The following is a 22155-nucleotide window of genomic DNA, read 5'->3' as shown; positions in this document are numbered from 1 at the left end:
TAGATACTGCGGAGTGGTAGTTCAGTTGGTTAGAATACCGGCCTGTCACGCCGGGGGTCGCGGGTTCGAGTCCCGTCCACTCCGCCATTTTATATCTCTTTAGTACATGCAATTCAGCGCTTCTGCGGAGTGGTAGTTCAGTTGGTTAGAATACCGGCCTGTCACGCCGGGGGTCGCGGGTTCGAGTCCCGTCCACTCCGCCATTTAGCCTGATAACATGTACAAACATCATTACTGCGGAGTGGTAGTTCAGTTGGTTAGAATACCGGCCTGTCACGCCGGGGGTCGCGGGTTCGAGTCCCGTCCACTCCGCCATTTAATGATGTACAATGCATACCACTGCGGAGTGGTAGTTCAGTTGGTTAGAATACCGGCCTGTCACGCCGGGGGTCGCGGGTTCGAGTCCCGTCCACTCCGCCATTTGCTTCTCCCCTTAAGCAAACTTTTCCCTTAATAATTTTCTTTGAATTTTCGTAGTAGCTTCCTTAAATACTCAGCTTTTATTCCCTAACATTGAAAACTTGTCTTTAAAATGCGCATAAAAAGTTAGGCAAAAAAATAGCCGGTGTTTAAACCAGCTATTTCTGTTTTGGTTTTATCAGCCTGTATTATTTGCCTTTTAGGTATTTATCCAGAAAGCGAACATAGGCATTGGATGCGGCAATGCGGTTTTCCCGTTTGCTAAAACCATGGCCCTCGTCATCGAATAGCACATATTCAACCGGGACATTATTGGCTTTCACCGCCGCTACCAGTTCATCACTTTCCACTTGCAGCACCCGAGGGTCGTTGGCGCCTTGTACTACCAGCAGAGGCTTGGTGATGTTTTTGGCGTGGAACAACGGCGAGATACGACGGTGGCGTGCTTCATCCGTGGCCGGATCGCCCATTTCGTCATACAGCGACTTTTTAAAGCTTTCCCACCAAGGCGGGATGGAGGTGAGGGTGCGCACCCAATTGGTCACGCCGAAGATATTAATACCCACCTCGAATTCTTCCGGGGTGAAGGTCAGCGCTGCCGCCGTCATATAGCCGCCGTAGCTGCCGCCCATAATGCCTATCTTGTCGCCATCGACCCAATCCAGGGTTTGCAGATGCTTTTTGCCATAGATGATGTCTTGCAGGTCGTCTTCGCCATGCTTTTTATCATCAAGGTGGAAGAAGGTTTTGCCATAGCCCGAGCTGCCGCGGTTGTTGACCGCAAATATCGCATAGCCATGGTTAACCAGGTGCTGCTGCATGGCGCTGTAGCCGGTGCGGCTTTGTCCACCCGGGCCGCCATGCACCCAAATAAGCGCGGGCACCTTATTGGTTGCCGATGCCTGTTTAGGCTTGTAAAGCACTCCGGGTATGGTTAAGCCATCAAAGCTCTTAAAGCGCACAATTTCACTATTAACCAGGTTGTTTTCGTCTATTTGCTTACTCAAGGTGCTGGTCAGGCGCTGTGCCGTATCGCTGCCGATCTCCCAGTGATAGAGATTACGTGGGCTGGTATCCGAGCTCAGATAAAAGGACATAAAGCGTTCGTCATGACTGAACTCAACGCCACTGAGGGTGCCCTTGGGAAGCGAGCTAGGCAGGGTTAACTGCTTATTGGTACTGGTATCGAAGATGGTGATCTCAGTGCTGGCATCGGCATTGACGCCACTGACCATATAGCGTCCGGTCTCTGAAAAGCGCATAAAACTGATGTCCCAGTCTGCTTTTAGCGCCAGGCTGTGTTCATTGGTGGCTAAGTCATAACGCCAGAGCTGGCGAAACTCACCCTTGGCATCGGTGGCATAATACAGAGACTGGCCATCGACACTAAAACCCCAGGCATTGTAATTGGCCGGGTCGTCGTGGGCGCTAAGTAAGGTCGGTTTGGCACTGCGGTTTTGAGTGTCGAGCAGGTAAAAATCGCTGTCGCGATTACTGTTGGTTTTATTTAAGGCGATAAAGCGACCATCGGGGCTGACGGCGGCCACATTAAAGCCTTGTTCATTCTTATAAACCAGCTCGTTGTCATAGGTTTTGGCATCAAATTTATAGAGATCCATAAACTTAGGATCGCGTTTATTGCTTAATACATAGAAGCTGGCGTCGTCCTTGCTAAAGCCGGCAAATCCGGCGCGGGTTTGTTCCCCTGGCGTCAGATCCCTGATGGTGCCATCGAGTTCGCGCACAAAAAGGTGATGTAGTTCATTACCGCCGTTATCGCGGCTAAACAAGATACGGTCATCCTTGGGGAAATAGCCAACGCTATAGGTGCTGTCTTGTGCATCTGTGATCTGGGTACGACTGCCGTCACTCACCTTGACCTCATACAGGTTGTAAATACCCGTTTCGTCGCTGCTTAACAGCAACTTGTCGCCGCTGTGGTTAAAGCTGTTTCCGCTCAGGCTTACTGTGTCGAAAAAGGTTTGTGCGCTATAGGTGGGGATAGCTGCAACACTTGCTGCCACGGGAGCTGGGGCCGATGCTTGACTTTGAGCCGTGCTGGAGGTGTTTGATTGGCAACCGCTTAAGACCAGGGTTAACGCGGCAGCCAAACTGGTCGCGACTAGGGTTTTTGACATGCTTCTCATCCTTAGAGTTGTTGTTATAGTTTTTTTGTAGCGTTAATAGTGTTTGCCTTGGCAGGCGTAAATGCAAGAAAAGTGTAGAATTTATAGCCAGTAATACCAATTCTGTTAAGTATGTGATCAGAAATAGCGCTGGATAAATGATGTGATCACAAGGCGGAATCTTTCTTATGTAGTTATTCTACATAGAAAAATTCCAACACAGTGAGCATGATATTTAGCCCGCTATAATGATTAGCTATTTAATTGAATTGGTATAAATTGTTAGCAAATTTAACCGGCATAAAAAAAGCCGGCTGGGCCGGCTTTTTAGAAGGGGAGTCGGAAGCTTTACGCTGCCGACGCCTTTTTGCTTGTTTGTTTGCGTGCAGCCTTACCGGCAAGCAGGTCTTCAGGGTCGAAATCATCGACATTGATCACATCAAGACGCTGCTTTTCGACATCACGCAGACGCTGTGCTTCGTCTTCGGTAAGCACACCGGCTTTGAGGCCTTGCTCGGCAATTTTATCGAGCTGCATAAAGGCCAGTTTCTTACCTGTAGCGCGACATACCTTATCGAACAGTGGCTCGACGGCAAGAATATCACGTAAGGCTTTTTCTTGATTACCTAACAGGCTGTTAGGCCCTTCGCTCAAGAAAATATGCTGTGCTAAACGCGTACGGGTTTCGTTTGGCGTTTGCAGTAGCTGGGCAATAACATGCTCTTGCTTGTCGGTTGGCTTGCGCACCGGACGGCCCCATGGGAAGAGTACAACCTTAAGCAATCCGCGAAGTGGTGCCGATGGCATATTGTTGATCAGATCCGCTAAGGCACGTTGACAACGGTACAGATACTCTTGGCAGGCCCAACGCACCAGAGGTAAGTCTTCCTTACGGCGACCTTCATCGTTATAGCGTTTTAGCGTTGCCGATACCAGGTATAGGTAGCTGAGCATATCACCAAGGCGTGCAGAAATACGTTCCTTACGCTTTAATGAGCCGCCAAACACCGCCATACAGATATCAGACATGAGTGCCAGTGAGGCACTGAAGCGCGCCGCATCGCGATAAAACTGCGCAGTTTCATCTTTAAAGGGTACCGAAGTAAAGCGGGCACCGGTGAAGGCCAGCCACTTGGTACGTACCAGGTTAGAAATGGTGTAGCCGATATGACCCATTAGCGCGTTATCAAACACATCCAGGGCTTCTTTACGGTCTTCTATGGTGGTGGCGTTAAGCTCGGTCAACACGAAAGGATGACAACGAATCGCACCCTGACCATAGATGATCATATTACGGGTCAGTATGTTGGCGCCTTCTACCGTGATAGCAATAGGCGCGCCCTGGTAACCGCGGCCCAGGTAGTTGTTCGGACCCAGACAGATACCCTTACCGCCGTGTACATCCATGGCGTGCATGGTCGACTCGCGCATTTGCTCGGTCAGGTGATATTTAAGGATGGCGGAAACCACAGACGGTTTCTCACCCAAGTCCACGGCGCCGGTCGACATAGTCACTGCAGCGTCACAGGCATAGGCGTAACCGCCCAGTTTTGCCATGGCCTCTTCAACCCCTTCCATTTTACCTATGGGTAAGCGGAATTGGCGGCGAATACGGCTGTAGGAGCCGGTTGCCAGAGCCAACGACTTAATGCCGCCAGCCGAGTTAGAAGGCAGGGTGATAGCGCGGCCTACGGATAAGCATTCAACCAGCATGCGCCAGCCTTGACCGGCCATTTTCGGACCACCGATGATGTAATCTAGGGGTACGAATACGTCTTTACCTTGAGTTGGACCGTTTTGGAACGGTACATTCAGCGGGAAGTGACGACGGCCGATTTCCACGCCTTCCATATCGGTTGGGATCAGCGCACAGGTAATGCCCAGCTCTTTTGTATCGCCAAGCAGGCCATCTGGGTCTTGCATTTTAAAGGCCAGACCAAGGACGGTAGCAACCGGTGCCAAGGTGATATAGCGCTTATTCCAGGTCAGGCGAATACCCGTTACTTCTTCGCCATTAAATTCACCCTTACACACCACACCATAATCAGGAATGGCGCTGGCATCTGAGCCGGCTTCCGGTGAGGTTAATGCAAAGCAGGGGATCTCTTCACCGCGGGCTAGTCGCGGTAGATAATGATCTTTTTGCTCTTTGGTTCCATAGTGTTGCAATAACTCGCCCGGGCCTAATGAGTTAGGCACGCCAACTATGGAAGAGAGCAGGGTCGATTTACTGGTGAGTTTTTGCAGTACACATGATTGAGCATAAGCAGAAAATTCCAGGCCACCATATTCTTTTTTGATGATCATGGCGAAGAATTTGTTGTCTTTCAGGTATTGCCATACCTCGGGCGGCAGATCGGTCAATTCATGGGTTGCTTCCCAATCGTTGAACATGCCACATACCTCTTCCACAGGGCCGTTTAGGAAGGCCTGCTCTTCGGCACTGAGTTTGGGAGCTGGATATTGGTGTAGTTTTTTCCAGTTCGGATTACCGCAGAAAAGGTCTGCTTCCCACCAGGTGGTACCTGCGTCGATGGCCGACTTTTCGGTCTCTGACATGGTGGGGGTGACTTTTTTAAAGGCCTTAAACAGCGGCTGAGTTATATATTGTTGGCGAATTGTGGTAACCGATAGAGGCACCGCAATAACCAAGAATAATAGCCAGCTGATAAAACCAAAGGCGCCGGCAAAGGTGCCGATAAGCATGGTCGCAGCGGCCAAGCCCAGGCAGGTGTTGTAACTGGCTCTGTGGTAGCTGGCATAAGACAGCACCGCAATGAGCGCGAGTAAAAATAGGAGTGTCATAATCTTATTCCTTGTTAGAGGTCTGACCACTACCGAGTAGATTAGCGTTACTCTATGGGGGTTGCAAGTCCTGTGTTTAATTATAGGGCTGTGATATGAATTTTATTAGTACCAGACTCGCTAGCGGCGAGTACTTTCTTAATACCCTTAGTATTTCTTTTTTTTATTAGGAGCTTATGTGTGCGAATTGCTTGGCATGTCGGCCAACGTCCCCACCGATATTTGTTTTAGTTTTACCGGCTTATTAGAGCGCGGCGGTAACACCGGTCCACATACGGATGGCTGGGGCATTACCTTTTATGAGGGTAAGGGGTGTCGTTCATTTAAAGACCCTTTACCTAGCGCCGAGTCGGAAATTGCCAAGCTGGTGCGCGCCTATCCCATTAAAAGCAAATCGGTGATAAGCCATATTCGTCAAGCCAATCGCGGTCGAACCTGTTTGGAGAATACCCATCCTTTTACCCGTGAGCTGTGGGGTAAGGAAATAACCTATGCCCATAATGGCCAGTTATCCAATTACAATGACCTTAAGCCGAGCTATTATCAGCCGGTAGGCAGCACAGACAGTGAGTTGGCGTTTTGTTGGCTACTTGATCAAATTCGCGAAAAGTATCCAAAGCGCCCCTCGAATATGGCCCCCGTATTTCGCTACGCGGCTAAATTAGCGCATCACTTGCGTGAGAAAGGGGTGTTTAATATGTTGTTGACCGATGGCGTCTATGTGCTGGCGTATTGCACCAATAATTTGCACTGGATCACCCGTCGTGCTCCCTTTGGCAAGGCAACCTTGATCGACACCGAATTGGTGGTGAACTTTCAAGAAGAAACCACCCCCAACGATATAGTCACAGTGATAGCTACGCGGCCGCTCACCAATGACGAATGCTGGCATAAAATGGAGCCGGGTGAGTTCGCTTTATTTAAGCTTGGGGAAAAAATTTAGAGTGTATATCGCGGCGCTAAGGTTTAGGCTTTTGGCGCCGCAGTTTTATTGTCTTATTTAAGCTTCTAGGGCACGTAATTCAAGGTCACGTTTGACAATTTCCAAAGCGCTTAGGGCCAACTGCGGATCTATATTATGTTGCTCCAGCAGCATGATCAGATCGACTGCCAGTTTGACGTCATCCGGGGCCTTATCTAGGGGCTTGCCTGAATTCTCCATGGGTTCCTCGCTTTGCTATTAAACCGCGGGCTAACTTGATCGCAGCCTGTACCTGCAGCTGCATGTGGGCGGCTTCTTCTGCAGACAAATAAACCAACATATTGACATCGGAGCGGATATACCGCGACGGCAGCTGATTTAAAACGGTGCAACTGAGATCCGCAAGGGTATCTTCATCATAGTGCTGTTGCAACTGCTGCAGCGCCATTTCTTCGACTAGGAGTCTTTCATAGTAATTATGAACATCGTCATGTAACTTCATGAATTCTATGCCCAAATCTAATTGATATTCAATTAGCATAGCGCACCCAAAAGCTCTGTCCAGAAAATACCTTTTGCCTTGCTGGGTTTATTCCTTGTAGGTATGGTAGGCGCTTAGCAACAACTGCCAATGTACATCCACCACCCGTGTCAGGTTGCGCTGATAACCACCGCCGAGGGCACAGCACAAAGGAATGCTTCTTTGTTTCGCCATGTCCATAACCAGGCTGTCGCGCTGCCTAACGGCATCAAGTGATAGTGACAGGGTGCCAAGTTCATCCTCGCTAACTACATCGGCTCCGGCGTTATACAGAATTATGTCCGGTTGATGCAGGCGTAGTACCAGATTAAGCGCCGTTTCCAGGGTGTCCAGATAAAGGGCATCGTCGCAGCCCGTCGGCAGCGGGAAATCATAATCCGAGCTTTGTTTAAGACGGGGAAAGTTTTGCTCGCCATGCAAGGAGAGGGTGATGATATCCGCATCATCGCCGAGAATACTGGCGCTGCCATCGCCCTGATGGACATCCAAATCAAGCAGTAGCACGGTATCTGCACGCCCTTGCTGTATTAGCTCACGGGCGGCAATGGCGAGATCGTTAAAGATACAGTAGCCACTGCCATTGCCGGCAAAGGCATGATGATAACCACCGGCCAGGTTTACCGCTATGCCGTGTTCCAGCGCACAATAGGCGGCGCCCAGAGAGTTGCCAACAGACTGTAAGGTGCGTGCCACCAGGGCGTCGCTGTGGGGGAAACCTATGCGTTTTTGGGCGCTGGCGGGCAGGGTACCGCCGATAAAGTCATCTATATATTCTGGTGTGTGAACCCGAGCTAGTTGCTCTTTTGTTGCGGGCTCGGCGCAGTGTAAGTGCACAGCTTTGCCAAGCTCATGATCTGCGAGCAAGCGCTCGTATAGCAGCCGATATTTATGTATGGGAAAGCGATGGTGCGCCGGTAAGGGCAGTGCCGAATACAGGGGATGATAAAATACATTCATCGCGCTTGCTGTTTTTCCGCGTATTGAATGCGCTCTTCGCAGGCACCTATGGCTTTACGACAGCGTCCCAAACGTGCGTGCAATGCCAATATTTCTTTATTTAACTGGGTTGCTTGCTCGCCCTGAGCCTTGTGTAACAGCTGCCGACGTTCGCTTATCATCAGCTCTAAGCGGCGTTCAAACTCATGGTTTTTGGCCAGCTCCTGATAGAGCTCACTGGTGGGCTGAATGAGCTGCTGCACCGCCTTTTGGTATTTTCTCGCCCGGCTACTTGGGGTATTTTCCTTTTCCCAAACCGGCGTAGCTTTTAATACTTTGACTATGGCTTCTATTTGCTCGCTTAACTGGGTCAGGGCAAAAGTGTACTGGTGGCGCGCCGCTTGCAGTTCGCTGCGTCCGAGTCGCTCAAGCTGTTGCTCTACTTCATCCACATAGTCGAGTAACTGCATACTTCTGGTATTGAATACCGAACGCTCAAAGAGGGCGTGCTGGTTCTGCATATAGCGGTTTTTGGCAAACCACTTGGCCTTATCAAATTGCTCCGCATCGTGGCGCAAACGCTGCACTTGCTGCTTTAATCGAGTCAGGGCATCGGCACGCGCCATTAGAGATAGGCCTCATAAACAAGTTTTAGCGCCAGCAGGATCACCACAGTATTAAATACCGGGCGGATCACCTTAGAGCCAAAGCGAATGGCTGAGTGGGCACCCAGCCAGGCGCCGAACATTAAAAACATCCCCATGGTAATGCCGAGGATAAAATTCACGTGACCCAGGGCGACAAAGGTGATCAGGGATATAAAGTTGCTGACAAAGTTCATCGAGCGCGCCAGGCCGCAGTTCAGCAATAAGTTCATCTTGTATAAAACGCTGTTGGTGGCTGTCCAGAAGGTGCCTGTGCCCGGGCCGGCGATGCCGTCAAAAAAGCCCAGCGCTAACCCTTGCAACCATTGTTTAACACGCAGTAAGGGGGTGAGGACGGGCAGTTTATCGCTCTGCTCAGGGCTGAGCTTGCCAAACAAAGAATAAATGGCCACCAGGATGATCACCACGGGGATCAGTTTATTTAAAAATTCGATGCTGAGACGGTCAACGATCAAGGTGCCTATGGCCGCACCAATCGCGGTGGCGAGAATTGAGCCAGCCCAAAATGCCGGGTCGAATAAGCGCTTACGGTAATAGGTGACGCTGGCGGTCAGTGAGCCGAAACTGGCAGCCAACTTGTTGGTGCCTAAGGTTAAATGAGGCGGCAGTCCAGCGGTGAGTAAAGCGGGCACAGTGAGCATGCCACCACCGCCGGCAATGGCATCGATAAAACCGGCGGCCAGTGCCACGGCGCACAGTATTGCCCAAGTAGAGGGGTCGATCGCTAATTCAAACATGATCAGTCAATTTGTCTTTTAAATGGCGGCAAGGTATCAAGCATCGCCTTACCATATCTTTTGCTGACTAAGCGCCTGTCGTAGATAGTAATGCGACCGCTATCGCGTTCTTTGCGCAGCAGTCTACCACAGCTTTGCACTAATTTCTTAGCCGCATCGGGCACGGTAATGGATAAAAACGGGTTACCGCCTTTGCTTTGCACAAACTCGGCTTGAGCTTCTTCAATGGGCGAGGTAGGTACCGCAAAAGGGATCTTGGTGATCACCAGGTTAGTGAGGTAATCGCCAGGTAAATCAAGGCCTTCGGATAGGCTTTGGGTACCAAATAAAATGCTGCCTTGGCCATCGTCAATGCGTTTTTTATGACGGCGCACCAGGGCATCTCGGGATATTTCCCCCTGCATTAATATGTCCCAGCCTTGTTTGCGCAGACGCTCGGCAACATGCTGCATTTGCCAATAAGAGGCAAACAACACTAGATTGGCGCGATCCTTTTGTAAACTCTGGGGCAAGGCCTTGACCAGATAGTCGCTAAAGGCTTTATCTGTGGGCTCACATTCGGTTTTTGGAATATGTAACAGGGCTTGCTGCGGGTAATCAAAGGGTGAAGGCACCTTGATAAACTTAACACCGGGCTCGCCACGCAGGCCGCTTTCATGGGCAAAATGTTCAAACGAACCTAGAGCCGTGAGTGTGGCCGAACAGAGCACGGCACCGGCGCATTCTCGCCATAATTTGTCTTTAAGATAAAAACCCACTTCGATAGGGCAGTCGCTGAGCAGGTAATCATGGTGATTTTTGTACTCCATGCGCTTTATCCAGCGGGCATGGGGCACGCTTTCACTGTGTTTACTGTAGCTGGACCAAAGTTTATACAGGGTTTCTAAACGGGCGATGTATTGGCCACTTTCAGCCAACAAGGGCTCGGCGATAAAGCCCTTCACATCGCCGTCGTTAACGTCGCTGCTGAGCGCTTCATGCATTTTATTTAGGATGCGCAGCGCGGTTTTTGCTGCCTCGCCTATGTCCTGTGCCTGCTGTGTAAGCTGCTCAGGTAAGCGGCCATGGGCGAAGCGATAGGTATGATCTTCATTGTATTCATAGGCGGCGCTATCGAGCATGGTCAACACGGCTTTATGGCCACGACCGATATCATCGACGGCATCGTTTAGCTTAAATTGGCTGCCGGCAGCACTGGCGCTAAAAATGGCTTGTGCCATTTTGCCGCTGAACTTGAGCAGCTTCTCCAGCCAGTCCTGGGTACCCTTGATGGTCGCTGCGGCGGAGGAGAAGTCTCGGGTAATGTGAGCGAGGTGATGAGCCTCGTCTATCACATAAATACAGTTTTCCGGCTCGGGTAAAATAACCCCGCCGCCAAGCTCTAGGTCTGCTAGTAACAAACTATGGTTGGCAACCAGTACATCCATTTGCGCAATTTTATTGCGCGCCAGATGGAAGGGGCAGGTTTGGTGTGCCTTCATCTGCCGTTGGCAGGAATGCTTATCACCGCTGATCAACCCCCAGACTCTATCCGGTATTACATCGGCCCAGGAGTCTCTGTCGCCCTGCCACTTTTTATTGCTGTAGGCTTGATGCAATTGCTTCAGGCATTTTTGCTCCATCTCACTGAGCGGCGAGCTAAGTGTGGGCATTAGCGCCATTTGCTGTTCATCGCCGTTGACGGCATTTTCCAGCTTGTGGGCACAAATATAGCGGCCTCGTCCCTTCACCAGGTCATAACTAAAGGTCAGGCCACTGTGCTCGGCAAAAAATGGCAACTCTTTAAATAGTAGTTGCTCTTGCAGCGCCACAGTTGCGGTAGAAATAACTAACTTCTTATTTGCCTTGAGGGCGATGGGCAGGGCACCCAAACAATAGGCCAGGGATTTACCCGTACCCGTGCCCGCCTCGATGACGCAGATGCGTTGCTTTTTGTCATACTCACCGGCCAAAGTTTTGGCTATTTCCGCCACCAGGTAGTTTTGGCTTGGCCTGGGTCTATAATCCTCAAGGCTGGCAGCGATCCGCTGATGAGCGGTACGTATGGTCTTTTTAAGCGGATCGGAGAGCATGATTTAACTTATGTATATATTTACAGTGCTGATATTCTAGGGGGACTAGAAGAAAGACTCAAGGATTAGTCAACGACCAGTCTGCTACTTGGCATCTTTAGCTGCTGTAATTATGGCGCTGCTTGGTTACACTGGTGCCATATCTGATGTTTGAGTGAACCCGCCTTGTCTACGCCTAACCCCGCCACCGCCGGTTTTATCCTTTCCATGCAAACGCAACAGCGTCGCCATGGTATTTATTATGTTGCCTGGCTGGCTACCGAACGTGGTCCGGTTAAGGTCATATCGACGGCGCAAAAGGCGGTGTTTTTTATCGCGCAAAAAAATAGTGCGAGCGCCGAACGTATTTTAGCATCTCTGCAGAGTCGGTATCAGCAACGTGCTCTGACGCTTAAAACATTTGCGGGTGAGCCAGTCTGTGCGCTTTATTTTTCTTCCTTGCAAGATTATTACCAGGGCCGAGAGTTACTGCGTGAGCAGGGTATCGAACTCTATGAGGATGATATCCGCCCGCAAGAACAATTTTTAATGGAGCGCTTTATTCGCGGTGGTGTTTGGGTGCAAGGCGAAGCGTCCGGCGGTGATAACCGTCTAATTCGTAACGCGCGCTTTAAAGCTAATGATGGCTTTCGTCCCAAGCTCTCCATGTTATCGCTGGACTTGGAGTGCAGTCCCGAGGGCATTTTATATAGTGTGGCCTTGGTGAGTGAGCACAGCCGCCAGGTGATTATGATAGGCCCAAGTCCAATTGCAGGCCCGGAGCAACCTTGGCTTGATTACGTAGAAGACGAAGCTGCGCTTCTATATGCGCTTATTGAGCAAATTAAAAATTTAGATCCGGACTTAATTATCGGCTGGAATGTGGCCGACTTTGATATGCAGCTTTTGTGTTTTCGTGCCCAGCAATTGGGCATTGAGCTCACCCTGGGACGCGATGGTGAAGCTATGATCTGGCGCGGCGGTCAGTTAATAAGCTAATAGTACCGGGGCGGGTGGTACTCGATGGCATTGATATGTTAAAAAATGCCACTTATCACTTTAGCAGTTACAGCCTGGATAATGTCGCCGCCGAGGTGCTCGCAGAGCGTAAATTGCTAGAGCAGGGAGATAAACTTGGCGCCATACAGCATCTTTTCCATCACGATAAACTCAAGTTAGCCGAATACAACCTCAAAGACAGTGAGTTGGTGCTGGCGATATTCAATAAGCTGGAACTGTGCGAATTTGCCGTAGCCCGTGCTCAGCTAACCGGTTTGCCTCTGGAGCGCCTTGGAGGCTCGGTGGCGGCATTTAGCAATCTATATCTTCCCCATTTGCATCGCAGTGGCTATGTCGCCCCCAACTTGGGCGATCATGGCCTGAGCTTCGACAGTCCCGGGGGCTATGTGATGGACTCCACACCAGGACTTTACGATAACGTTGCCGTGCTCGATTTTAAAAGTCTGTATCCGAGCATTATTCGCACCTTTTGTATCGACCCCATGGCGCTTATCCTGGGTTTGCAGCAGCCGCAAGACAGTGTGCCGGGGTTTAACCATGCTTATTTCTCCCGCACCGAGCACCACCTGCCGCAACTAGTATCCAATTTAGCCGAGGCGCGTCAACGCGCTAAAAACCAGGGTGATCATCATTTGCAGCAGGCGATCAAGATTATTATGAATAGTCTCTACGGCGTGCTCGGTTCAAAGGGATGTCGCTTTTATGATCCCAGGTTATCAAGCTCCATCACCTTGCGCGGTCATGAAATTATGCAAACCACCAAAATGTGGCTTGAAGACTTGGGTGTTACCGTTATTTACGGCGACACGGATTCAACTTTTGTGGCCCTGCCCAAGGACCTGGATGAAGCGCAAAGTCATCGCGTTGCATCGGACTTGGTAGCAAAAATTAACCAAAAATGGCGTGATAGATTAAAAAACAACCTAAACTTAACCAGTTATCTCGAGTTAGAGTATGAGAGTTTGTATAGGCCATTTTTTATGCCAAAAGCTCGTCATAAAGATATTGGCAGCAAAAAACGTTATGCGGGCTTGTTAGCACAAGCGGATTATCGTCTGGTGTTTAAAGGAATGGAGTCGGTGCGTAGCGATTGGACGCAGTTCGCCCGGGATTTCCAACAAGATTTATTTAATGCCTTATTTACAGGTGGTGACCTGCAACAGGTGGTTGCAGAGTATCTGGATAAGTTGCACCACTGCGATGATGTGAAACTACTTACTTATAGTAAACGCTTGGGTAAAGACCCTGATCAGTATACAAAAGCTATCCCTCCTCATGTACGGGCGGCGCGAGGCTCTGTTAAGGGGTTAAGCAAGGGCGACTGGGTTCATTATGTGATCACCTTGTCAGGGCCTAAGCTGCTGCCGACCTCGCAACCGCTGGACTTAGAACATTATTTGGAAAAGCAATTAAGACCCATTATTGATGACCTTCAGGGCCTTGGAATTACCATTAATTACGGCCACTCGGGCAAACAATTCCCGCTTCTGTAACAAAATAATTTATAACGATTACACTTGTGTAATTGAATATTTAGATTGTTGTTTTTTAAGCTTATTTTAGAAACATAAAGCAATAGTTTGTTTATTTAACGTTGTTTTTTATGCTTTTGTTGTTAATTTGCTGTTGACCAGTATTTCTCAAATTGTTTAGTATCTCTTTAGGAAGTGTATTTTGTTACATTTCGCTAAGAGTTGTTCACAACAAAAAATAATTAGTCACACCAAAATGTGACCCAGGGAGAATCCAATGTTAAACAGCAAAATTGCAAAATCAGTGCGCTTAGCGCTAGTTTTTGGCGCTGCTTCAACTGCTGGTATTTCAGCTACGGCTATGGCCGCTGAAGAAAGTGCAGAAGAAGTAGAGCGTATTGAAGTAACCGGTTCACGTATCAAGCGTACTGATATGGCTGGTGACTTACCTATTACAGTTATCGACCGTGAAGCTATCGAGCTAAGCGGTGAAGCTTCAGCAGCTGACCTACTACGTAACACTACAGTTAACAGCTTAGGTTCATTCCGTCCTCAGTCAGGTAGTTCTGCTCAGGGTGTTTCATCAGTGAGCCTTCGCGGTCTTGGTTCAGACCGTACTCTTATCCTTGTAGATGGTCGTCGTCTACCTAAATCAACACTTACTGGTTCAAGCCAGGATTTGAACTCTATCCCTGTTGCAGCGATCGAGCGTGTTGAAATCCTAACTGACGGTGCTTCAGCACTATACGGTTCAGACGCTATCGGTGGTGTAATCAACGTTATTACACGTAAAGACTTCAACGGTGCTGAAATTCAACTTGGCGGCGCGCGTATCGAGCACGATGGCGGCGACCGTGAGAATGGTTCAGTAGTATTTGGTGCAGCGTCAGACAACGCATCAGTACTAGCGGGTGCTTCTTGGAGTGGTCGTGATATCGTTTATGCACGCGACTTCCCTTGGTACTCACCAGGTGGTTCAGTTTACTCAAACAACTTCACTACTTTCACTATGAATGAAGGTGAGAAGTCATCTAACTTCGATTTCTTCTCTCCAGAATCAACCTGTGAAGGCGTTGGCAACGAAGATTTCTATCGCATCGGCGCACGTTGTGGCTTTAACTTCGCATCTGTATCTGCTGATGAAGCTTCAATCAAAAACCGTTCTGCGTTCGTTAAAGCTCGTTTTGAAATCAACGATCAATGGTCTCTATATTCAAACGTGAACATCGCTCAAACTAAATCGTTTGGTCGTTACGCTCCGTCACTTGATACTACTGCTTTCGATTCAGGTTTCCAAATCGACGCAGACAGCCCGAACAACCCAACTAACCCAGACAGCCCTCTATACGATGCGAGCCTAGGTCTAGAGCAACAGCCTGTTGACTTCTGGCACCGTTTTGCTGCTCTAGGTAACCGTGATAACCACTTCACAAGTGAACTTAAAGATATCGTAGTTGGTGCAGAAGGTTACATCGGTGACGTATCTATTGACTTCGGTGCTCGTAAAACACTTAACGAAAGTAACAACATCGGTTCTGGTTACGTTCTACGTGGTGTAGCTCGTCAGTACATCAACGATGGTACTTATGACCTTTCAGACCCATACGGTGCTGATGAAAGCGTTCGTAAAGCGATGACAGTAACTACTTCTCGTGCTGGTAAGTTCAACCAAGAAGAAGTTTACGCTAACGCTGCATTTGACGTAATGGAAACTTCAGCTGGTATGATTCAAGGCTTCGTAGGTTTTGAATACCGTACTGAAGACTACGCAGATAGTTACGATTCACTATCTGAAGCTGGCCAAGTAGGTGGTTCATCTGGTAGCTCTGCTGCTGGTAACCGTTCAGTTCGCTCTGCGTTCTTCGAAGCCTTGGTACCACTTGCTGAAACGTTTGAGCTAAACATTGCTGGTCGTTACGATGACTACTCAGACTATGGTAGCGATTTCTCACCTAAAGTGTCAGTTCGTTTTGACGGCGTTGAAGACCTAGTACTTCGTGCATCTTGGGGTGAAGGTTTCCGTGCTCCATCACTACCTGACCTTACTCAGCAGCCAGCTGAATCTGCAGACTCAGTGAGTGATGACCTACACTGTGCTGCTATCGGTGAAGCCGCAGGCTGTAGCTCGCAAATTAACGCGATTGTTATTGCAAACCCTGATCTTCAGTCAGAAAAATCAGAGTCAATCTCACTTGGTGCTGTTTACACACTAAATGATAACTTCGATTTCGAAATTGACTACTATGATATTGAAGTAACTGACCGTATTCGTGCGTTTAGTTCTCAAACAATCATCGACTCAACTCTTGCTGGTGACCCGCTACCTCCTTCATTCACAGTTAAACGTGCTCCAAATGGCGCGATTTCAGAAGTGGTACGTGGTTTCGGTAACGATGGTACGCTTGAAACTAACGGTATTGACTTCAAAGCAAGTGCTCGTTTTGACTTCGGTGAAGCTGGTGCACTACGTTCGAACCTATCTTACAGCTGGATCAATGATTACAGCACAGATGGCGGCCGTAACTTCGTAGAAGATCCAGGTGTGCCTGAGTACCGTGCTACTCTAGCAACTTCATACTCTATCGCTGATTTCGACATCGCTTGGAACATGAACGTAATCGGTTCTCAGTACGAAGAAATCGTTGACGGTGAAGGTGAAGGCCATGTTCCTACATGGGTTACTCACGATTTACAAGTTGGCTACAACGCTCCATGGAACGGTAAGTTCACTCTTGGTGCACAAAACGCCTTCGCTAAAGAGCCACCTCTTATTGGCTACGACGGTCGTGACTACAACTTCAACCTATACAATGGCTTCGGTCGTATTGTATACCTTAACTACAAGCAAACTTTCTAAGTTAGCTTAACAAGTTAATCTAAGCGGCCATTGGCCGCTTTTTTTATGGGGATATTTTATGAAGCAATGGGAAGACTTTTGGCACCAAACATCCATGGTTTCAAGTTTTGGTCTTAGTGGTCAGCAATACGGTTATCCTAAGGCAATTGAAGAGTTTTGGTGCGCCAAGGCGGCAACCTATGATGATGGTGACACCCTTCTAGATTTAGCCTGTGGGCGAGGTGCTCTCGCTTTACTTTTGGCTGACAATGCACAACAGAGCCACAAACCACTAGATATTCATGCTACCGATGCCGTGGCCATAGATATGACCAGCGTTGCTGCCGAATATGAAGCATATAAACGAATTACCTGGAATTTAGGCTGTGATATTGCCAACCTGGCGTATGCTCAAGGTTCATTTAATCGTTTGGTCAGTCAATTTGGCGTTGAATACGCAACATTGAATAAACCGCTACTTGATTCCCTAATAGGCTTATTGGCGCCTGCGGGAAGTGCTGATTTCATCATACACTCGGCAAGTTCAGCCATCTCGGCGGACTCGATACAGGGTATCAAGGCGATTGAACGGGTTTTTCATTCGGGGATTTTTTTGAAGGTTTATCAAGAGCTAACATCTTCTGGAGCGCGACAGTCGCTGGCCGAGGAGGTTCAGAACCTATTTAATAATTTAGCTAAGGACAGTCTGATGAAGTCTTGGCTAGATGACATATGTGCAAGCTTTTTACGTATTATTGATGCTCCCGCTGAGCGCACCATAGTCTTGCTCGATAGATTAGCGACCAACCTTGAGCAGACAGTTACACGATTACAGCAGCAGCTTTCAGTAGCGCATAGCGTGGAAAAGCTTGAGGCCTTGTTACAACCTTACTCCGGTGTGGTCGAATATACGATAGAAAGGGTTGTGGTCGATGGCAGTGAGTTTGGACTGCATTTACATCTGGGCAAAAAGCCTTAATATTTGAAGGCTGCTACCCTAGCGCCCGAAGTTTGATGTCCAGTAGGGTCAACTTGGGGCTAAAAATAATGATTTCTCAAAGTACTAGCATAATCGAAATGACAGGGGAGTATGTTGGCGAGGCCAATCTTGCCTTACCTCTGTCATTCGTCTTCACCAGGTATCTCAGGGTGACAATGCGAGGTTACGCCTGGTTATTACACCAGCCTCTGCGTTGAAGGGGGAAATTACCACCCGGCTCATATAAGCAGGCCTTAGTTCCACAGCTCCCCAAGTGCTGAAGCTAGCCCCGCACAGTCAGCACCGCGAAATTTCCCAACCACAACACTGCAACTCAAAGACTGATGGCAGTAGCTTGCGCTGCCAGACTATAACCTACAATAATAAATTTGTAGTTTCTGCCAACGGATGTTGGCTTTCAAAGCCATTAGGTTGATTACTATTTTCGTCAGCGTATCTAGCATATTTATGCTTAGTACAAAGCATACATGCTTTATTTTTAGCTATGGACTAACCTTAATTTGCAGCGGCGCAAAGACTTGCTAAAAAGTGGTTAAAGAGCAAGGTTAATATTGAAAACTGCCACTGCGTAGGGGGGCTATTTGCTCGTAAAAAGGGGGATTTTTGCTGTCACAGGACAATTAATAATTTAAATTTTATGTCAATTGTTAGGGTTTTTATATTAACTTTTTATTTCCAAAGTGCAGAAGGGGCTAGGCATTTTGGGCTATATAGATAAGTTGTGTGTTAATTTTATGTTTCATATGAAGAAATAAGACGAATGCAAGGAAAATTGCGATGAACATCAAGTTGACAGCACCGGAAGCTTTTAGCATTATTGGCTAGTTGGTATCACTATAAAGATACCTAGGTTGGCTCACTTTAGGTGGGCCGATAAAAATTCAAAAAGTAACATTACTTAATTGGTTGGGAACTATGTCTGTTAAAATCAGAAAGAGTCTTGTAGCTTCTGCGTTGGTTGGCGCAGCTGCACTTGCAAGCAACAATGTGATGGCAGATCCGTTGAATGACTTGCACAAAGCTGGTGCAACTATTCAAACGGCTGCTGTTAAGTCTCAAACTAAAATCGACAACATCTATGGTCAAACACAAGAGCTAATCGCTGATTACCGCTCTACTGTAGATGAAACAGAAATCATGAAGGTCTATAACGACCACGTTCAGCGTCTTGTTGATGACCAAAACTCACAAATCGAGTCTTTGGAGCGTCAGATCGCTGGTATCGACAAAACAAAACAAAACGTTGTGCCTTTGATGTATCGCATGATCGATACGCTTGAGCAATTCATCAAAGCGGACGTTCCGTTTGACACTGAAGAGCGTATGGAGCGTGTTGAGAAGCTTCGCGACATCATGACTAGCGCTTCTGTGACGACTTCTGAGAAGTTCCGTCAGGTTCTTGAAGCCTACATGGTAGAGAAAGACTACAGCACGACTATGGTTGCTAACCAAGGTAGCCTGAACATCGACGGTCGTGATATCTCTGTAGACTTCGCGCGTCTGGGTCGTATCGCTTATGTAGCACAATCTTTCGACCAGAAGAACGCTTGGGTGTGGAACAACACTACTAAGCAATGGGAAGAGTTAGGCGACGAATTCTTGAAGCCTATCAAAGAGACAATCCGTATGGCCCGTAAGCAAGCGGCTCCGGATCTTGTTAAACTACCAATCTTCGGCGCGGAGTAATAGATAATGAAGAAACTATTTAAAGGTTTTGCTGTTGCAGCAGTACTTTCTGTTTCTGCCGGTGCTGCGCTTAATGCCCACGCAAACACGCAAGTACTTGACCAAATCCTTGAGCAAGTAAAGAAAGAGCGTATCTCTGAAGGCAAGCTAAACAAGCAACGTGAGCAAGAGTTCCTAGCGGCTCGTGCTGACCAGCAAGCGCTTCTTAACACTGCAAAGCGTGAACTAGCTGCTGAAAAAGCACGTGGTGAGCGTCTGCAAAAAGAATACGCACAAAACGAAATCACTCTAGCGGAAAAAGAAACTGCACTTGAAAATGCAAAAGGTACCCTAGGTGAAATGTTCGGTGTTGTACGTCGTGCGGCACAAGAAACTATCGGTTCAATCGAAGCATCACTAGTAAGTGCTGAAAAGCCTGGACGTGCTGAGATCCTTCGTTCACTAGCGGCGGCTAAAGAGCTACCAACTACTCGTGAACTAGAAGAGCTTTGGATTGCCCTACAAACTGAAATGACCGAGTCTGCGAAAGTATCTTCTTTCGAAGCTGAAGTTTCTGAGCTTGATGGTTCAATCTCAACTAAGCAAGTAACTCGTATCGGTAACTTCAACCTGATCACAGACGAAGGTTACCTGATCTACTCAGGCGACACTCAGTCGATTCAACCACTAGGTCGTCAACCAGACGGTTACGTACTTGACACTGCTAAGTCACTTATCGGTACTTCAGCAGACGCGTACACTGGTTTCTACGTTGACCCAACTCGTGGTTCAATCTTGCGTCTAAACACGCAAAAAGCAACTCCTGAAGAGCGTTTCCACCAAGGTGGTGAAGTAGGTTACATCATCGCTATTCTACTAGTGATTGGTTTCCTAATCGCGATTGTTCGTCTAGTAGACCTAACAATCACTTCAGGTAAGATCAAGAGTCAACTTAAGAACACCAGCGCTCCTTCTGAAGGTAACCCGCTTGGTCGTATCCTTAAAGTTTACCAAGACAACAAAAACCAAGACGTTGAAAACCTTGAGCTTAAGCTTGATGAAGCGATTCTACGTGAAACGCCTCGCATCGAAATGGGTATCAACATCATCAAGATCTTGGCTGCTATCGCACCACTACTAGGTCTACTTGGTACCGTTGTTGGTATGATCAATACCTTCCAGCAGATCACTCTATTCGGTACAGGCGATCCGAAGATCATGGCTGGTTCAATCTCAATGGCTCTAGTAACTACAGCCCTAGGTCTAATCGCGGCACTTCCGCTAATCCTAGTACACGCTGTTGTTGCCGGTCGTAGTAAATCAATCATCCACATTCTTGATGAGCAAAGCGCTGGTATTATCGCTGCTCACGCGGAGAAGGAGAAAGCCTAATGCTAGTCCTGATGGAGATTTGGGAATCTATCAGGGATTTTGTTGGCACAGGCGGCCAGGTTTTATACGTGGTCGCGATAGCACTCTTCCTCATGTGGGTTTTAATGATTGAGCGCTATTGGTTCCTACTTGCTGAGTTTCCGAAAATGAAAAAAGGAATCGTAGCCAAGTGGGACGCCCGCCAAGACACTACGTCTTGGTACGCACACAGAATCCGCGATGCATGGATTTCTGAAGCGTCTGAAAAATTAGATGAGCGCATGTTGTTGATTAAGACATTGGTAGCTGTATGTCCGTTAATCGGTCTACTGGGTACAGTAACGGGGATGATCGCGGTTTTCGAAACCATGGCAACCCAAGGTACTGGTAACCCTCGACTAATGGCATCAGGTATTTCAATGGCAACAATCCCAACAATGGCTGGAATGGTTGCGGCACTATCGGGTGTATTCTTTAGTACACGTCTTGAAGCACGTGCAAAAATGGCTAAAGAAAAGCTGATCGATAGCTTGCCTCATCACTAGAGAGAGATTTGAATATGGCACGTAAACAACGTTTTCGTGAAGAAGAAGAAGCAGCGGTCGATATGACGCCGATGCTAGACATCGTATTCATCATGCTTATCTTCTTTATCGTAACTACTTCGTTCGTTAAAGAAGCTGGTATTGATGTAAATAAACCTGAAGCAGCGCAAGCGACTCAGAAGAAAAATGCAAATATCTTCATCGCTATCCGCTCTAATGGTGAAATTTGGATGGATAAGCGTCAGGTAGATGCCGAGCGTGTAGCTGCAAATATCGAACGTCTATTAGCAGAGCAACCAACCGAAATCGTAATTATCCAAGCGGATAAAGAAGCGAAGCACGGTGTTGTTGTGAAGGTAATGGACCAAATTAAAGCTGCAGGTATCGATAAGATATCCATCGCTGGAGAAAAGTAATGATTCGTTTTCTGTTTTCACTGATTGCAGGTGGGGCAGTTACTTTCGGCTTATTCTTTTTCATGGCGTATCTGATCTCCGGAGGAGACGGACGCGCCGCTAACGAGAAAGAGAAGATCGTTGTCGAAATTATGACGAATCCACCTGAATCCAAGGTTCAGGAGCGCAAACGTGTACCGCCACCGCCGCCTCCTCCGCCTAAGCAGCCGCCTAAGCCGCAGCCGCCACAGCCAGACAACAGCAACCCTGATGCTGGCGCACTAGGCTTTAATATGCCAAGTGTTAACGTGGGTGGTTCTGCCGGTGGACTAAGTGGCCCAGGTGCGTTTGGCCGAGATGGTGATGCTACACCGCTTGTGCGAATTGAACCTAAATACCCTGTGCAAGCCGCACGTGATGGTAAAGAAGGTTGGGTACAACTTTCATTCACCATTAACGAGCTAGGTGGTGTAGAAGACGTAGAGGTTATCGATGCAGAGCCTAAACGTATCTTTGACCGCGAAGCTGTGCGCGCATTGCGTAAATGGAAGTACAAGCCAAAAGTTGTTGATGGCAAGCCAATGAAGCAGCCTGGCATCACAGTACAGCTTGACTTTAAACTGAACCAAGACCAGTAAGGAGAGTGTA

General features: G+C 48.1%; 18 protein-coding genes and 4 tRNA genes. 14 read left to right on the top strand and 8 right to left on the bottom strand.

Annotation, left to right across the window (positions count from 1 at the left end; all coding sequences use genetic code 11):
- The first annotated feature begins 10 nt into the window (after window positions 1-10).
- The 4 genes from C2M24_RS13790 (at window position 11) to C2M24_RS13775 (ending at window position 420) form a co-directional block, all read left to right on the top strand.
- Window positions 11-87 (top strand) — tRNA-Asp (locus C2M24_RS13790).
- 39 nt (window positions 88-126) lie between these two features.
- A tRNA-Asp gene (locus tag C2M24_RS13785) sits at window positions 127-203 on the top strand.
- Between the two features lie 35 nt (window positions 204-238).
- Window positions 239-315: transfer RNA gene (locus C2M24_RS13780), tRNA-Asp, on the top strand.
- 28 nt (window positions 316-343) lie between these two features.
- A tRNA-Asp gene (locus tag C2M24_RS13775) sits at window positions 344-420 on the top strand.
- Window positions 421-608: 188 nt separating this feature from the next.
- Here the strand turns inward: C2M24_RS13775 and C2M24_RS13770 are convergent.
- Together C2M24_RS13770 and fadE are read right to left on the bottom strand one after the other, a co-directional pair.
- Entirely contained in the window at window positions 609-2558 is a 1950-nt protein-coding gene (locus C2M24_RS13770) for a S9 family peptidase (protein ID WP_105215590.1), read from the bottom strand.
- Window positions 2559-2894: 336 nt separating this feature from the next.
- A complete protein-coding gene (gene fadE, locus C2M24_RS13765; RefSeq protein ID WP_105215588.1) occupies window positions 2895-5351 on the bottom strand; it encodes an acyl-CoA dehydrogenase FadE in 2457 nt (818 codons plus the stop codon).
- A gap of 178 nt (window positions 5352-5529) precedes the next feature.
- Between fadE and C2M24_RS13760 the strand changes: the two genes are divergently transcribed.
- Entirely contained in the window at window positions 5530-6294 is a 765-nt protein-coding gene (locus C2M24_RS13760) for a class II glutamine amidotransferase (RefSeq protein WP_105200557.1), read from the top strand.
- A 57-nt stretch (window positions 6295-6351) separates the two neighbouring features.
- On the opposite strand, the gene rsmS is transcribed toward C2M24_RS13760, so the two are convergent.
- The 6 genes from rsmS to dinG form a co-directional block, all read right to left on the bottom strand.
- Window positions 6352-6513, bottom strand: coding sequence for a pleiotropic regulatory protein RsmS (gene rsmS / locus C2M24_RS13755; protein WP_105200556.1), 162 nt, complete (start codon window positions 6511-6513; stop codon window positions 6352-6354).
- On the bottom strand, window positions 6485-6775 hold the full coding sequence (locus C2M24_RS13750) for a late competence development ComFB family protein (protein ID WP_105200848.1): 291 nt from the start codon (window positions 6773-6775) through the stop codon (window positions 6485-6487). The genes rsmS and C2M24_RS13750 overlap by 29 nt, the downstream gene beginning before the upstream one ends.
- Window positions 6776-6862: 87 nt before the next feature.
- Window positions 6863-7771: a histone deacetylase family protein gene (locus C2M24_RS13745; RefSeq protein ID WP_105215586.1), complete on the bottom strand. Its 909-nt coding sequence runs from the start codon at window positions 7769-7771 to the stop codon at window positions 6863-6865.
- Window positions 7768-8376 carry a primosomal replication protein gene (locus tag C2M24_RS13740; RefSeq protein ID WP_105200554.1) on the bottom strand — a complete coding sequence of 203 codons (609 nt, stop codon included), beginning with the start codon at window positions 8374-8376 and terminating at the stop codon, window positions 7768-7770. Before C2M24_RS13740 ends, C2M24_RS13745 begins: the two co-directional genes overlap by 4 nt.
- The gene (locus C2M24_RS13735; RefSeq protein ID WP_105215584.1) at window positions 8376-9152 is read right to left on the bottom strand and encodes a TSUP family transporter; all 777 of its coding nucleotides are present in this window, start codon (window positions 9150-9152) and stop codon (window positions 8376-8378) included. Before C2M24_RS13735 ends, C2M24_RS13740 begins: the two co-directional genes overlap by 1 nt.
- A gap of 2 nt (window positions 9153-9154) precedes the next feature.
- On the bottom strand, window positions 9155-11224 hold the full coding sequence (dinG, locus tag C2M24_RS13730; RefSeq protein WP_105215582.1) for an ATP-dependent DNA helicase DinG: 2070 nt from the start codon (window positions 11222-11224) through the stop codon (window positions 9155-9157).
- 165 nt (window positions 11225-11389) lie between these two features.
- On the opposite strand from dinG, the gene C2M24_RS13725 reads away from it, so the two are divergent.
- The 9 genes from C2M24_RS13725 to C2M24_RS13685 all read left to right on the top strand — a co-directional run bounded on the left by C2M24_RS13725 (window position 11390) and on the right by C2M24_RS13685 (window position 22145).
- Entirely contained in the window at window positions 11390-12202 is an 813-nt protein-coding gene (locus C2M24_RS13725; protein ID WP_158683770.1) for a 3'-5' exonuclease, read from the top strand.
- Window positions 12203-12237: 35 nt separating this feature from the next.
- Window positions 12238-13716, top strand: a complete 1479-nt coding sequence (locus C2M24_RS13720; RefSeq protein ID WP_105215578.1) for a DNA polymerase II — start codon at window positions 12238-12240, stop codon at window positions 13714-13716.
- Between the two features lie 256 nt (window positions 13717-13972).
- Window positions 13973-16552, top strand: a complete 2580-nt coding sequence (locus C2M24_RS13715) for a TonB-dependent receptor (protein ID WP_105215576.1) — start codon at window positions 13973-13975, stop codon at window positions 16550-16552.
- Between the two features lie 58 nt (window positions 16553-16610).
- Window positions 16611-17510, top strand: coding sequence for a class I SAM-dependent methyltransferase (locus C2M24_RS13710; protein WP_105215574.1), 900 nt, complete (start codon window positions 16611-16613; stop codon window positions 17508-17510).
- Window positions 17511-18446: 936 nt separating this feature from the next.
- A complete protein-coding gene (locus C2M24_RS13705) occupies window positions 18447-19217 on the top strand; it encodes a DUF3450 domain-containing protein (RefSeq protein ID WP_105200549.1) in 771 nt (256 codons plus the stop codon).
- 6 nt (window positions 19218-19223) lie between these two features.
- Window positions 19224-20588 (top strand): MotA/TolQ/ExbB proton channel family protein, encoded by a 1365-nt coding sequence (locus C2M24_RS13700; RefSeq protein WP_105200548.1) that lies wholly within the window; start codon window positions 19224-19226, stop codon window positions 20586-20588.
- Window positions 20588-21112: a MotA/TolQ/ExbB proton channel family protein gene (locus tag C2M24_RS13695; protein WP_105190820.1), complete on the top strand. Its 525-nt coding sequence runs from the start codon at window positions 20588-20590 to the stop codon at window positions 21110-21112. Before C2M24_RS13700 ends, C2M24_RS13695 begins: the two co-directional genes overlap by 1 nt.
- Window positions 21113-21126: 14 nt before the next feature.
- Window positions 21127-21528 (top strand): ExbD/TolR family protein, encoded by a 402-nt coding sequence (locus tag C2M24_RS13690; protein WP_105200547.1) that lies wholly within the window; start codon window positions 21127-21129, stop codon window positions 21526-21528.
- Window positions 21528-22145 carry an energy transducer TonB gene (locus C2M24_RS13685; protein WP_105200546.1) on the top strand — a complete coding sequence of 206 codons (618 nt, stop codon included), beginning with the start codon at window positions 21528-21530 and terminating at the stop codon, window positions 22143-22145. The genes C2M24_RS13690 and C2M24_RS13685 overlap by 1 nt, the downstream gene beginning before the upstream one ends.
- Window positions 22146-22155: the final 10 nt, after the last annotated feature.

Origin of the sequence: Pseudoalteromonas sp. T1lg22 (assembly GCF_002964645.1) — a bacterium.
GTDB lineage: Bacteria > Pseudomonadota > Gammaproteobacteria > Enterobacterales > Alteromonadaceae > Pseudoalteromonas.
Note: the sequence above shows the minus strand (reverse complement) of the source record. Positions and strands in the feature narration are given on the sequence as shown.